The organism is Flavobacterium sp. CHNK8 (genome assembly GCF_019774515.1).
In the GTDB taxonomy this organism is placed as follows: domain Bacteria; phylum Bacteroidota; class Bacteroidia; order Flavobacteriales; family Flavobacteriaceae; genus Flavobacterium; species Flavobacterium tiangeerense.
In genome coordinates, this window is the sequence record NZ_CP081492.1 from 2,870,873 (window position 1) to 2,883,542 (window position 12,670).

The following is a 12,670-nucleotide window of genomic DNA, read 5'->3' on the forward strand; positions in this document are numbered from 1 at the left end:
TCTTGTTAACTGTTATTTTGTTTTTTTCTATGGATCGCTTTAAATACCAAACGATTTGAAATTATTTCCCTAATTGTTCTAATAGTTCTTTTACTATTTTCATATCGTCAAAATCATGACGAACACCATTAACTTCTTGGTATGTCTCATGACCTTTACCAGCAACCAATAAGATGTCATTAGGCTGTGCTAACTGACACGCTGTTTTAATAGCTTGCATTCTATCTGTAATAGAAATTGTTTTCTTAAAATGATGTGGAGCTACTCCTTTTTCCATTTCAAAAATAATTTCTAAAGGATCTTCACTCCTTGGATTATCCGAAGTGAAAATAGCTTTGTCACTTAAACTTGCAGCAATATCAGCCATTACTGGTCTTTTTGCTTTATCCCTGTCACCCCCACATCCCACAACCGTAATCAGCTGCTCGTTTTGAGTACGAATGGTATTTATTGTTTTCAAAACATTCTCAAGAGCATCTGGTGTATGAGCATAATCAACAATAGCAGTCACATTAGAATTCGATACTATATATTGAAACCTGCCTGAAACACTTTCTAAATTAGATAACAACCTAAGAACTTCTAGACTATCAAGTCCTAATTCTATAGCGGTACCGTAAATTGCAAGCAAATTATACGCATTGAAATCTCCAATCAATTTAACCCAAACCTCATGACCGTTTATTTTTAATAACAAGCCTGATAATTGATTTTCTAAAATTTGTGCTTTATAATCGGCATAGGTTTTTAAGGCGTACGTTTTTTTATTAGCAACGGTATTTTGTAACATGACAGATCCGTTTTTATCGTCAGCATTGGTGAGGGCAAAACCAGTTTTTGGCAAACTATCAAAAAAAGCTTTTTTAACATCTCTGTATTCAGCAAATGTGGGGTGATAATCTAAATGATCATGAGACAAATTGGTGAAAACCCCACCTGTAAAATGCAATCCTTCTGTTCTCTTTTGATGAATTCCATGCGAACTCACTTCCATAAAACAATATTCAACACCACTTTCTATCATTTCATTTAGGTAGTGGTTTATTGTTAACGAATCTGGAGTGGTATGCGTAGCTTTATACTCTTTCTCATTCACCATGATTTTTACTGTAGAAAGCAATCCTACTTTATACCCAGCATTTATAAATAATTGGTATAATAAAGAGGCAATAGTGGTTTTACCATTAGTACCTGTAATACCAACTAATTTTAGTTTTTGCGAAGGCGAATCATAAAAATTTGCAGCCATGCAAGCCAATGCCGCATTGGTATCTTGAACCTTTATAAACGTTACTCCTGGCGCAAGTACTAGTGGCAATATTTGACAAACTATTGCAGTGGCTCCCTGTTGGATAACTTTGTCAATATAATCATGACCGTTTGAAACTGTACCGTGAATAGCAACAAATACATCTCCGTTGAGAATTTTTCTAGAATCGAATTCTATTTTATTCACAGGAATATCTGTAAGACCCGTTACCGAATCTATAGCTACTTTGTATAATATGTCTTTTAGTACTTTCATGATAACTCTAATAATATTGTTGCATTTTTTACTACATTTTCACCTGCTTGCAACGACTGTTTTTTTACTTTTCCTACACCCACAACTTTTACTTTCATTCCTAAATTTCCAAGAAGCGCTACAGCATCCATGCCTGACATTCCTTTAAGATTAGGAACTACTTTCTGCTTTTTTTGAACTTTTGAATAGTAAGCCTCATAGCTTTGTTCTTGCTTATCAATTTTCCTGTCAAGATTTTTTATGGTATTGGTTGAAGGAGCATCGGTAAATATTTTTTGTGCAATTCTTTTAAAAACTGGCCCAGCCACATCAGCTCCGTAATAATTATTAAGCGCAGTATTGGGCTTATGCACCACCACTATACAAGAATACTTTGGATTCTCGGCTGGAAAATAGCCCACAAAAGAGGAAGCATAATACATTCCTGTTCTACCTGCTTTACCATAATTTACCTGCGCCGTCCCAGTTTTTCCTGCCATTGAAAAATCTTTAGAAAACAATTTAGATCCCGTTCCTTTTTTCACCACATTTGCCAAGACTGCTTTCAGTTTTACAATGGTTTCCTTAGAACAAATTTTAGGGTTCAAAACTTCTTTCTCGTATTTTTTTATGGTTCTATTCCACTCTTTTATTTCAGATACAAACTGTGGTTTTACCATTTCTCCATCATTTGCAACGGCATTATAAAACGCTAAAGTTTGCATTGGTGTAATATGCACTCCATATCCAAAAGCCATCCAAGGCAATGATATTTTAGACCAACTTCTATCTGTAGGTTGAGGCACGTACGGAATTCCTTCCCCTTTGATGGAAAGTCCTAATGTTTTATTAAGTCCATAATTATTAAGGTGATTTACAAACTGTGATGGATTCTCTTTGTATGCATTATAAACCGCTTGAACTAATATTGTATTAGATGAAACCTCAAAACCTCTAGCCAAAGAAATTTTACCGTATCCACCTTCATGAGAATCTTCTACTTTTTTACCAAAATAAGTTATTACTCCGTTTTTGCTATCATAAACTGCACTTGTATCTACTTTTTTATCATCTAACAATGCCATTAATCCTGCTAATTTATAAGTAGAACCAGGCTCATGAGACTCTGCTACAGCGTAATTAGTAGTTTCATAATAAGTTCCGTCATTGGCTCTTCCTAAATTAGAAATTGCTTTAATATGACCGGTTTTAGTCTCCATCACTACTACTGATCCATGATCTGCCTCATAAGACTCCAGCTGTTTCAATAAAGCGTGATGTGCTATATCTTGAATATAAACATCAATAGTAGAAATCACATCATACCCGTCTTGAGGATCAACTTCATTTACATCACGAATAGGTTTCCACTGTCCTTTTGCAATTTTTTGTTTTAAAATCTTGCCGTCTTTCCCATTCAGATATTTTCTAAAAGCCCATTCTATTCCTTTTCCATCAACAGATTGACCGTTTTGAGTACGTTCGTACCCTACTGTTCTTTCTGCAATTTTACCAATGGGATGCTCCCTAACTGTCTCTTGCTCTATAATTATCCCACCTTTAAAAGCTCCCAAATTAAATAATGGGAAACCTTTAATTTTAAAATAAGAAGTATAACCTAGTTTACGACCTATTAAATAATATCTATTCTTGTTGGCACGTGCTTTTCTTAATTCATTTTCAAAATAGCTAGATGTTTTACCCAAGACTGTTGCTAAAGAGTCTGAAAGTGATTTTACATTCTTTTCAAAGACTTCGGTTTTGGGCGCTACGGCATCAAAACGTATTTCATAATTAGGAATTGACGTAGCCAAAAGACTGCCATCAGCCGAGTAAATATTTCCTTTATTGGCTGGTATTACAAAGTTCCTTACCGTTCTTTCTTTGGCTAATTTGCGATAATAATCTCCCTCAACCCATTGAATATTGGTTAATTTAATAGTAATAGCCACTGCAATCACAAAGATGAATGCAGCAACCAGATAAATTCTGTAGGATATATTTTTATCGTCTACTCCCATATTTTTTTGAAAAAGTTTTTTTCTTCTTCTTTGACTACTTTTATTTTTACTGGTGGCACTGTGGATGGATAAATTTGTCTTTGCAACATTTTATCAGATATAGTGGACTCCAATTTTAATTTCATTAACTCTGATCTTCTATCAATAAACTCTGATCGTAATTCTTTCACCTGATTTGATAGTGCTGTTATTTCAAAAACTTTTTGATCAAATCTTTGTGTGCTTGCAATCATAATAATAGCTAGTACAATTACAAAAACAATGAATCGCCAGTTTTTTACAGCATCATCGTTTACAAGAAACTTTGCTTTTAATAAACTGTAAACCCCGTTTTTCATTTTTTATCTTTTTTCAGCAATTCTTAATTTTGCACTTCTTGCTCTATTATTATCTTTAATCTCGTTAGCATTGGGAACAATTAATTTTCCGATGGTTTTAAATGGAACCGAAAAATTTCCAAAAAAATCTCGTTCTGGCTCTCCATCAAACATTCCGTTTTTTACAAATCTTTTTACCAATCGGTCTTCAAGAGAATGATATGAAATAACACTCAAACGTCCTTCTGGTTTTAAGATTTCTAAAGATTGCTCCAAAAACTCCTTTAAAACATCCATTTCTTGATTCACCTCTATACGTATAGCTTGATAAATCTGAGCCAATATTTTATTCCTAACTCTTTCTGGTAAATACCTTGACAAAACCTCTTTTAACTCATCAGTAGTTTTTATTGGGAATTGCGTTCTGGCCTCCACAATAGTTCTGGCCAGTACAGGAGCGTTTTTTAACTCTCCATAATCTAGGAAAACTCTTTTTAAGTTAGCTTCATCATATTCGTTTACTACCTTATAAGCACTCAAGTCATTTTTTTTGCTCATTCTCATATCTAAGTCAGCATCAAAACGAGTTGAAAAACCTCTTTCAGGAACATCAAACTGATGAGAAGAAACTCCCAAATCACCTAAGATACCATCAACACTCTTTACTCCATAAAAACGCAAAAACCGTTTTATAAAACGGAAGTTTTCATTTATCAGGGTAAATCTATCATCAGCTAATGCGTTGGCTAATGCATCTTCATCTTGATCAAAGGCAAACAACTTCCCATTTGGTCCCAGCCGTTTCAAAATTTCTTTTGAATGACCTCCTCCTCCAAAAGTTACATCTACATATACTCCATCAGGATGAATATTTAAACCATCTACTGATTCCTGAAGCAAAACAGGATTATGATATTCCATTGTTGTCGTCATTTAAATTCCCCATTACTTCCTCTGCTAAATCTGCAAAATCCAGATCATCTCCACTTATTGATTTCTCATACAAATCTTTATCCCAAATTTCTACCATATTAATAGATGACGAGAAAACAACATCTTTAGTAATACTTGCAAAAACTGCTAAATCCTTTGGAGCCAGCAATCTACCTAGCGCATCAATCTCTACCACTTTTACTCCTGCGGTAAACCTTCGGATAAAATCATTATTCTTTTTCACAAAGCGATTGAGCTTGTTAATTTTTGCCATCATTACATTCCACTCTTGCATAGGATACAACTCTAGGCATGGCTGAAACACAGAACGCTTCAAAACAAACCCGTCTTGAAGAGATGAAGCCAATTGCTTTTTAAGCGGCGCTGGTAGTAGCATCCTGCCTTTAGCATCAACTTTGCATTCATATGTTCCTACAATTGTGTCCAAACAAAAAGTATTAAATGATGTAGAGCAAAAATATAAAAAAATCTACCACAATTTACCACTTACTACCACTTTGTTAATAAGTTTAACCACTTTCTAGCTAAAATCCTTAATTTATATACTGTCAACAGGTTAGCCTCATTTTTGTTAATTCACTCTTCAAGAATAAAAACCGTAGCAGGATTGTTCAAAATATGGAAATATCAAGCAATTAAAAAGATATTTTCACGTAAAAAAACACTAGTATTTTACTACATAAAAAGGATTATTTATGACACGCTAGTGATAATTTTACAATTAAAAATTGTCTTAAAAATTCATTTTTATTTATTAAATCCTATATTTGTCAAAATTGAAAATAGGGATTAAAAAAAAATGGAAAAACACTATAAAAAAGAGGGAAGATACAGCTATTATGAAGCAGGTGAAGGGACTCCAATTGTCATTTTACACGGACTTATGGGCGGACTTAGTAATTTTGATGCTGTTGCTGATCACTTTTCTTCAAAGGGTTACAAAATTATCATTCCAGACTTACCCATTTACACACAAAACATTTTAAAGACTAATGTAAAAAGTTTTGCAAAATACGTTAAAGATTTCATCACCTTCAAAGGATTAGAGCGTGTTATTTTACTTGGAAATTCCCTAGGAGGACATATTGCATTGTATCACACCAAAATGTATCCTGAAAAAGTAGCTGGACTTGTAATTACTGGTAGCTCTGGTCTTTACGAAAGCGCCATGGGTGATAGTTACCCAAAAAGAGGTGATTACGAATACATAAAAAAGAAAGCCGAAGACGTATTCTATGATCCAAAAGTTGCAACAAAAGAACTTATCGATGAAGTATACGAATCTGTAAACGACCGTATCAAATTAATAAAAACGCTTACGATTGCAAAAAGCGCTATACGCCATAATATGGCCAAAGATCTACCTAAAATGCATGTACAAACTTGTATTATTTGGGGAAAAAATGATAAAGTAACACCTCCAGATGTTGCCGAAGAATTTCATAAATTATTACCAAACTCTACTTTGTACTGGATTGATAAATGCGGTCATGCTGCAATGATGGAGCATCCAGAAGAATTCAACCGCCTGCTAGAAGAATGGCTTACCAATACGCATCTTGCCATACATTAAGGCAAAATTTGCATTTTACACCTTTAGAACATGAAAATTAATACCGCCGAATTTGTTATCAGTAACTCCGATGTATCAAAATGTCCAAAAGACTTTTTACCGGAGTATGCTTTTATTGGCCGATCTAATGTGGGAAAATCATCCTTGATTAACATGATTACCAACCACAAAAAATTAGCTAAAACATCGGGACGCCCAGGAAAAACCCAATTAATAAATCATTTTTTGATTAACAACAACTGGTTCTTAGTTGATTTACCTGGCTATGGTTATGCTAAAGTATCAAAAAAAACCAAGTCTATATTTCAAGAATTCATTACTGATTATTTTGAAACAAGAGAACAACTTGTTTGCGCTTTTGTGTTAATTGATATTAGGCATGAAGCACAAACGATAGATGTTGAATTCATGTCATACATGGGCGAAAGTGAAATTCCGTTTTGTATTATTTTCACCAAAGCCGATAAGATTAGTAAAGTAAAAATTGACTCCCACATTGCTGCCTATAAAAAGAAAATGTTTGCAAATAACTGGGCCGAAATGCCTCAATATTTTGTTACATCTGCAACAGAATCTACTGGAAAGGAAGAGTTATTGACCTATATTGATGAAGTAAATCAAGAAGTTTTTAAAAACAACAGTCAATTTTAGAACTAATTTTTCAATGAATTCAAACAATAGGAGCATCTTTTTTAAAGTAGGAATCCTTTTTATAGCTCTGAGTTCCTGTAAATCTAACACCTACCTACTTACAAATCATGATTACAAAACAGGTGTAGATTTTACCCAAGGAAAATGGCTCTTAAACACGGTCTACAGCGCTAAAGAAAACCGTGAAAAACTCACTGAAGAAGCAACATCGTTTTTTGCTGAAAACATAGGTAACCGTTATCATTTTCGGGCTGATGCAAAGGGCTTGCTCCTTCCTGAAAACATACCTCTTAATCCCAATAAAGAACAAATCAAATTACTACAAGCAGGTACAGGATTTGATTACTTTATCAATGTATCATCCAAAAAAAATAAGGATGAACTAGGAACAATCTCTTTATATGACGATGAGCACTCAACAGAGGAAAACAATGCTGAAGTAACTCTAGAAATATACGATTTGAATTTACATCAAATTATATATGCACAAAAAGTAATAGGTAGGGATCGAGCAGTTCAACAGAAGTCAATGTGGGAAACCAAAAAATCAAACAAACTAATTGATAACATCAATTTTCATAAAAGCTCCAATAAATTAGTATTAGGGAGTCTAAAAAAGATATTGAAAGATCTTAAAAAGAAATCTATACAAAAAAAATAAGAGCTGCAGGAACAGCTCTTATTTTTTTTATTTTTTGGTTAAGTCCAGTTTTTCTGCAAAATAATCGCAAAAATCCTTCATTGTTGCAGCCATTTTTTCGTCGTTTGTAGCCCTATTAAAAGTATCAGACATGGCAACTAATGTCTGATGGAAGAAAATTTTCATTTCATCTACAGGCATATCCTTTGTCCACAAATCAATTCTCATACTTTCTTTTGCTTTACTATCCCAGATTGATAGCATTATAGCTTTAGCCTCTTGTTGCTCTACACCACCATCTTTGGCAGTCCACATTAGTTTTTCTGGAACGCGATTTTCATCTAGTTCAACTAAAAATTTTATTTCTGATGTATTGGTATTTGACATTATTTTTTGGGTTTGTATTTTGATTTAACAAAGATTTCTTTTGCGTCTGTTTTTAACAATTCTTCTAGTGAAGCGCCACTGTTTTCCATGTAAGCTCTAACAATTTGCCATCCTACCCATACCCCTACTTGACCAGGAGAATCGTTATCAATTTCTAAATAAAATTTTGAGAACGGTGCTGGGTTGATAAACCTAAGTGCTAATTTTTGCTCACTACTATAAAGCATTTCCTTCTCTAAGAAATAGCGCCACATGTAGCTTTCGTTTTCTTCACACCATTTTATTTGTTCAGGAGTGTACCCTATTTTTTCGGCGTCAGTGTAAGTAGGCAACAGTACATCTTTCAAATAAAGCTGCTTACCCCAATAAACCATTTGAGACAACAACTCCTTTTGAGTTCCCGGAGGAATTTTACGCATGGCAAAACTGGACACTACATCAGGTGCAATTTGTCTTTCTTCAAAATTTTGTTTTAGGTAATTGGGAAATTGATAAAATTTATGATCTTTTCCTAAGTACAATTCGAGAGAAATGATTACCAAAGAATCTGCATAAATTGCTTTGGTATTATAATCCATTTCAGAAATCACAGTGATCACTTTTGGGGTTCTTGTTTTTGGAAAATGATATTTTATTTGCTTAAATAAATCATCTAACTCTTTCTTTACTGGTTCTATGTTGGCATACTTTTTTTGAACCTCTGTGTAAAGTTCTCTCCAAAGAGGATTTTGCATTTTCTCTATCCAAACCGTGTTATCATTGCCTGCAGGAAAAAAATAAGGATACTGTTTTTTTACCTTATCTAAATTTTCTGGTTTGGTTTCGAAAAAAAGTTTGTCAAATCTTTCTACCTTCAAATCTACAGGAATCTCTGAAACTTCATGCTCTACTTTCGTTTTTTTCTCGCATGCCATCAAAACAAGACAAAAGACTGCTGTTAATAGGTATTTTTTCATAATTAATTAATTAAATTTGTGTAAGTAACCTCGGGAATTAATGCACAACAAATTGCTTTTGCAAATATACATCCCTCCTTTTTAAAACGTGAATTATTATGACTAAAAAAAGTATTTTTGAAGCTGAAAAAGTAAATACTCATATTGTAAACTGGTTAAAAACCTATGCCGAAAATGCAAAAGTTAATGGTTTTGTCGTAGGTATTTCGGGTGGTGTAGACTCTGCAGTAACCTCTACTTTGTGTGCACAAACAGGCTTACAAGTTTTATGTGTTGAAATGCCTATTCATCAGGCTGAAAGCCACGTACAAAGAGCCCAAGAGCATATTGAGCAATTAAAATCTAGATTCACAAACGTACAAAGTGTACAAACTGATTTAACTGCTGTATTTGAAACTTTTAAACAAAGTGTTCCTCACAGTATTGATGAGGCAAAGTTCAACCTTTCACTAGCAAACACGCGTGCCCGCATACGAATGACTACGTTGTATTACCTGGCAGGCATACATGGATTGCTAGTTGCTGGAACTGGAAACAAAGTTGAAGATTTTGGTGTTGGATTTTACACAAAATATGGTGATGGCGGAGTAGATTTAAGTCCTATTGCTGATTTAATGAAATCCGAAGTGTATGAATTGGGGCAGCATTTAAAAATTCCAACTTCTATTCAAAAGGCATCCCCTACAGATGGACTTTTTGGTGATGACAGAACAGATGAAGACCAACTGGGTGCTAGTTATGACGAATTAGAATGGGCAATGCTAGCTGATGAATCTGGAAAAAAAGCATCTGATTTTGAAGGACGACAAAAAATTGTTTTCGAAATTTACAAACGTTTAAACACAGCAAACCGCCATAAAATGGAGTCTATTCCAGTTTGCAAAATAAATTTTTAATAAAAATTTGAATTTTTATGTTGATTTACAATTAATTACAGAATTTATTTATTAATTTTACAATTCCAATAACAAACAATTCAAAAAAATTTAAAATTATGATTAAAGTATGTATAGCCGATAATTATCCTGTTGTGCATTTTGGAGTAAAATCTTACTTTAAAGATAATGCTGACATCTCTATTGTAGCCAATGTGGGCAATTTCTTGATGGTACGAGATATACTTCAAACGAAAGACATTGATGTACTAGTACTGGATTTAGACTTGGAAGGACTTTCAAGTATCTTCGAGATCAAAACAATCTTGAAAGATTTCCCAAAAACAAAAGTGATTTTATACAGTGGCCTATCTGAACAGATTTATGCACCAAATGCCATTAAAGCCGGAGCATCTGGCTTTGTGCACAAATCCGAAAAGTTAGAAACACTAGGAATTGCTATTGTAAAAGTATCGCAAGGTAAGATCATCATGAATGAAACCGTGAAGAAAAACTTAGCCTTGATTGCAAAACAAAGTAAAAGTGAGCGTTTGTATCGCAAACTTTCTAACCGTGAGGTAGAAGTATTACGCTACTTGAGTGGAGGGAAAAAGAACCACGAAATTGCTGATATCTTAAACCTGAATGAAAAAACAATCAGTACTTACAAATTACGTTTATTAACTAAACTAAATGTAACTAATCTGGTTGATCTAGTAGACAAAGCAAAAAAATTAGAAATCGTTTAGTAATATCTTGACATTACTCTACCTAATTTTTTTGAAAAAGAATGGATTAAAATATTATAATCCATAACTAATGATAAAGGCTCTGTATTATCTGAATTTGGTTCAGATGATATAGAGCTTTTTAATTCTTCAATAATACTTCCTACAAGATACCAACGAAGCGTTAAAATAGTCTCTGAAACCTCTTGACCTATTGTTTCATTTTTAGTTTTTGGAAAAATATTTTGACCTACCCAATCATGAAGAACGAGTTGCTCATCTTCCATTAAAATATCTGTTACTTCTTGGGCAAAGTCAACATCCAAGCGCATTAAATACTGTTCCATACTAAAGGATTCATTCTCATTATAAAACGCTATAAGATCATTGTAAATTGCTCTAAATAATGGATTAGCAAGTTGCACCTCATCTTCTTGCAAACTGAGGTAAATACGTTGGTAAACCTTATAATTTCTTTTTTCTGAAACAGTTTCAATTTCTCCTTCTGCATTTGTACGTAAAAATACATCCTCAAATTCTTCTTCAAGGTTGCCATACAATAGTAAAATTTCAATTATTTTACGTTCTAATCTATTTAATACATCAACTTTAGCGACAGCTATAGGATTTTCGTTTTTAACAATTTCAAAAGCTTGTTGCTCTTGTTTTTGTTTTTTTCCAACCTCGGCAACTTCTTTTTGAGATAATTGCGCCAGAGTACTTTGTAATACTTGCTCTGAAATATCCATAATTCGGGAACATTCCTGAATGTAAATTTCGCGTTGAATTCGATCTGGAATTTTAGATATACTCCCTACCATATCTCGAATCAGGTCGGCCTTTTTTACCGGATCGTTTTTAGCTTCATTCATTAAGAGCGATGCTTTGAACTGAATGAAATCTTTAGAATTATTTTCAAGATAATAGACTAAATCATCATACGACGTTTTTTTTGCAAAACTATCTGGATCTTCCCCATCAGGAAAAGTACACACTTTGACATTCATACCCTCTTCAAGTATCAAATCAATCCCTCGCACAGAGGCGCGCAATCCTGCTGCATCACCATCAAATAAAACGGTAATGTTTTTTGTCAATCTATTTATCAGTCTAATTTGATCTGGCGTCAAGGCAGTTCCAGATGACGCTACCACATTCTCAATACCAGATTGATTGAATTGTATCACATCAGTATATCCTTCAACAAGGTAGCAATTGTTTAATTTTGCTATGGATTGTTTGGCTTGATAAATACCATACAGCACTTTACTTTTGTGGTAAATTTCACTTTCAGGTGAGTTTAGGTATTTTGCTGCTTTTTTATCATTGGTTAAGATACGACCTCCGAAACCTAAGACTCGTCCGGACATGCTCTCAATAGGGAACATCACACGCCCCTTGAAGCGATCAAAAGGCCTGTCCTCTTTGGGAATTGTAAGTCCTGTACTTTCCAGAAATTCTAATTTATATCCTTTGCCAAGAGCTTCTTTTGTAAACGCATCCCAGCTTTCAGGTGAATATCCTAGACTGAATTTTTTGATGGTTTCATTTGTAAAACCTCTTTCCTTAAAGTAAGAGTAGCCGATAGCTTTTCCCTCTTCGGAATTTAAAAGTGTATTGTGGAAATACGTTTTGGCAAATTCCGAGACCAAGTACATACTTTCTCGAGTATCTGTGAGTGCTTTTTCTTGATCTGTTTGCTCTGTTTCTTCAATTTCAATATTATACTTTTTGGCTAAGTATCTAATGGCTTCTGGATACGTAAAATGAGAATGCTCCATCAAGAAAGCAACAGCATTTCCGCCTTTTCCAGAACTAAAATCCTTCCAGATTCCTTTAGCCGGAGAAACCATAAATGATGGTGAACGCTCTTCAGAGAATGGACTTAAACCCTTATAGTTACTTCCTGCTCTTTTTAAATGAACAAATTCACCAATAACCTCCTCTACACGAGCAGTTTCATAAACAGTATCAATTGTAGCTTTTGAAATCAAGTTGAATAAAATATTTAGGGATTGAAAAATGTAAAATTACACAAATCAAATTGGATAATTCACAATCTAA

Annotated in this window: 13 protein-coding genes; 5 read left to right on the plus strand and 8 right to left on the minus strand. The window is 33.8% G+C overall.

Features of this window, described 5'->3' with window-relative positions; all coding sequences use genetic code 11:
* Positions 1 to 61 precede the first annotated feature (61 nt).
* Genes K5V07_RS12465 through K5V07_RS12485 form a run of 5 tightly spaced genes read right to left on the minus strand, consistent with a single transcriptional unit; the run spans position 62 to position 5,223 of the window.
* Positions 62 to 1,525 carry a UDP-N-acetylmuramoyl-L-alanyl-D-glutamate--2,6-diaminopimelate ligase gene (locus tag K5V07_RS12465; RefSeq protein WP_221917727.1) on the minus strand — a complete coding sequence of 488 codons (1,464 nt, stop codon included), beginning with the start codon at positions 1,523 to 1,525 and terminating at the stop codon, positions 62 to 64.
* Positions 1,522 to 3,525 carry a penicillin-binding transpeptidase domain-containing protein gene (locus K5V07_RS12470; protein WP_221917728.1) on the minus strand — a complete coding sequence of 668 codons (2,004 nt, stop codon included), beginning with the start codon at positions 3,523 to 3,525 and terminating at the stop codon, positions 1,522 to 1,524. The genes K5V07_RS12465 and K5V07_RS12470 overlap by 4 nt, the downstream gene beginning before the upstream one ends.
* Positions 3,516 to 3,863 (minus strand): FtsL-like putative cell division protein, encoded by a 348-nt coding sequence (locus tag K5V07_RS12475; RefSeq protein ID WP_086453019.1) that lies wholly within the window; start codon positions 3,861 to 3,863, stop codon positions 3,516 to 3,518. Before K5V07_RS12475 ends, K5V07_RS12470 begins: the two co-directional genes overlap by 10 nt.
* 3 nt (positions 3,864 to 3,866) lie before the next feature.
* The gene (gene rsmH / locus K5V07_RS12480; protein ID WP_221917729.1) at positions 3,867 to 4,775 is read right to left on the minus strand and encodes a 16S rRNA (cytosine(1402)-N(4))-methyltransferase RsmH; all 909 of its coding nucleotides are present in this window, start codon (positions 4,773 to 4,775) and stop codon (positions 3,867 to 3,869) included.
* A complete protein-coding gene (locus tag K5V07_RS12485; protein ID WP_086453018.1) occupies positions 4,750 to 5,223 on the minus strand; it encodes a division/cell wall cluster transcriptional repressor MraZ in 474 nt (157 codons plus the stop codon). The genes rsmH and K5V07_RS12485 overlap by 26 nt, the downstream gene beginning before the upstream one ends.
* 372 nt (positions 5,224 to 5,595) lie before the next feature.
* Between K5V07_RS12485 and K5V07_RS12490 the strand changes: the two genes are divergently transcribed.
* From K5V07_RS12490 to K5V07_RS12500, 3 genes are read left to right on the plus strand one after another with little or no spacing between them, the layout of a single operon-like run.
* Positions 5,596 to 6,369, plus strand: coding sequence for an alpha/beta fold hydrolase (locus K5V07_RS12490; RefSeq protein WP_086453017.1), 774 nt, complete (start codon positions 5,596 to 5,598; stop codon positions 6,367 to 6,369).
* Between the two features lie 30 nt (positions 6,370 to 6,399).
* Positions 6,400 to 7,020, plus strand: coding sequence for a ribosome biogenesis GTP-binding protein YihA/YsxC (gene yihA, locus K5V07_RS12495; protein ID WP_144889323.1), 621 nt, complete (start codon positions 6,400 to 6,402; stop codon positions 7,018 to 7,020).
* Between the two features lie 13 nt (positions 7,021 to 7,033).
* The gene (locus K5V07_RS12500; RefSeq protein WP_221917730.1) at positions 7,034 to 7,681 is read left to right on the plus strand and encodes a hypothetical protein; all 648 of its coding nucleotides are present in this window, start codon (positions 7,034 to 7,036) and stop codon (positions 7,679 to 7,681) included.
* A gap of 27 nt (positions 7,682 to 7,708) precedes the next feature.
* Here the strand turns inward: K5V07_RS12500 and gldC are convergent, their stop codons facing one another.
* Positions 7,709 to 8,047: a gliding motility protein GldC gene (gldC, locus tag K5V07_RS12505; protein WP_182649981.1), complete on the minus strand. Its 339-nt coding sequence runs from the start codon at positions 8,045 to 8,047 to the stop codon at positions 7,709 to 7,711.
* On the minus strand, positions 8,047 to 9,003 hold the full coding sequence (gldB, locus tag K5V07_RS12510) for a gliding motility lipoprotein GldB (protein WP_221917731.1): 957 nt from the start codon (positions 9,001 to 9,003) through the stop codon (positions 8,047 to 8,049). The genes gldC and gldB overlap by 1 nt, the downstream gene beginning before the upstream one ends.
* A 98-nt stretch (positions 9,004 to 9,101) precedes the next feature.
* Here gldB and nadE point away from each other — a divergent pair, with 98 nt between their 5' ends.
* Positions 9,102 to 9,899, plus strand: coding sequence for an NAD(+) synthase (gene nadE, locus K5V07_RS12515; RefSeq protein ID WP_221917732.1), 798 nt, complete (start codon positions 9,102 to 9,104; stop codon positions 9,897 to 9,899).
* Between the two features lie 98 nt (positions 9,900 to 9,997).
* On the plus strand, positions 9,998 to 10,627 hold the full coding sequence (locus K5V07_RS12520; protein ID WP_182649317.1) for a response regulator transcription factor: 630 nt from the start codon (positions 9,998 to 10,000) through the stop codon (positions 10,625 to 10,627).
* On the opposite strand, the gene dnaG is transcribed toward K5V07_RS12520, so the two are convergent.
* Positions 10,624 to 12,600: a DNA primase gene (gene dnaG / locus K5V07_RS12525; protein ID WP_221917733.1), complete on the minus strand. Its 1,977-nt coding sequence runs from the start codon at positions 12,598 to 12,600 to the stop codon at positions 10,624 to 10,626. The genes K5V07_RS12520 and dnaG overlap by 4 nt on opposite strands.
* Positions 12,601 to 12,670 lie beyond the last annotated feature (70 nt).

What these genes read in the sequence shown, in the direction of transcription:
- K5V07_RS12465 (WP_221917727.1), bottom strand. Translation starts at nt 1,525, where the DNA reads ATGAAAGTACTAAAAGACATATTATACAAAGTAGCTATAGATTCGGTA.
- K5V07_RS12470 (WP_221917728.1), bottom strand. Translation starts at nt 3,525, where the DNA reads ATGGGAGTAGACGATAAAAATATATCCTACAGAATTTATCTGGTTGCT.
- K5V07_RS12475 (WP_086453019.1), bottom strand. Translation starts at nt 3,863, where the DNA reads ATGAAAAACGGGGTTTACAGTTTATTAAAAGCAAAGTTTCTTGTAAAC.
- rsmH (WP_221917729.1), bottom strand. Translation starts at nt 4,775, where the DNA reads ATGACGACAACAATGGAATATCATAATCCTGTTTTGCTTCAGGAATCA.
- K5V07_RS12490 (WP_086453017.1), top strand. Translation starts at nt 5,596, where the DNA reads ATGGAAAAACACTATAAAAAAGAGGGAAGATACAGCTATTATGAAGCA.
- yihA (WP_144889323.1), top strand. Translation starts at nt 6,400, where the DNA reads ATGAAAATTAATACCGCCGAATTTGTTATCAGTAACTCCGATGTATCA.
- K5V07_RS12500 (WP_221917730.1), top strand. Translation starts at nt 7,034, where the DNA reads ATGAATTCAAACAATAGGAGCATCTTTTTTAAAGTAGGAATCCTTTTT.
- gldC (WP_182649981.1), bottom strand. Translation starts at nt 8,047, where the DNA reads ATGTCAAATACCAATACATCAGAAATAAAATTTTTAGTTGAACTAGAT.
- gldB (WP_221917731.1), bottom strand. Translation starts at nt 9,003, where the DNA reads ATGAAAAAATACCTATTAACAGCAGTCTTTTGTCTTGTTTTGATGGCA.
- nadE (WP_221917732.1), top strand. Translation starts at nt 9,102, where the DNA reads ATGACTAAAAAAAGTATTTTTGAAGCTGAAAAAGTAAATACTCATATT.
- K5V07_RS12520 (WP_182649317.1), top strand. Translation starts at nt 9,998, where the DNA reads ATGATTAAAGTATGTATAGCCGATAATTATCCTGTTGTGCATTTTGGA.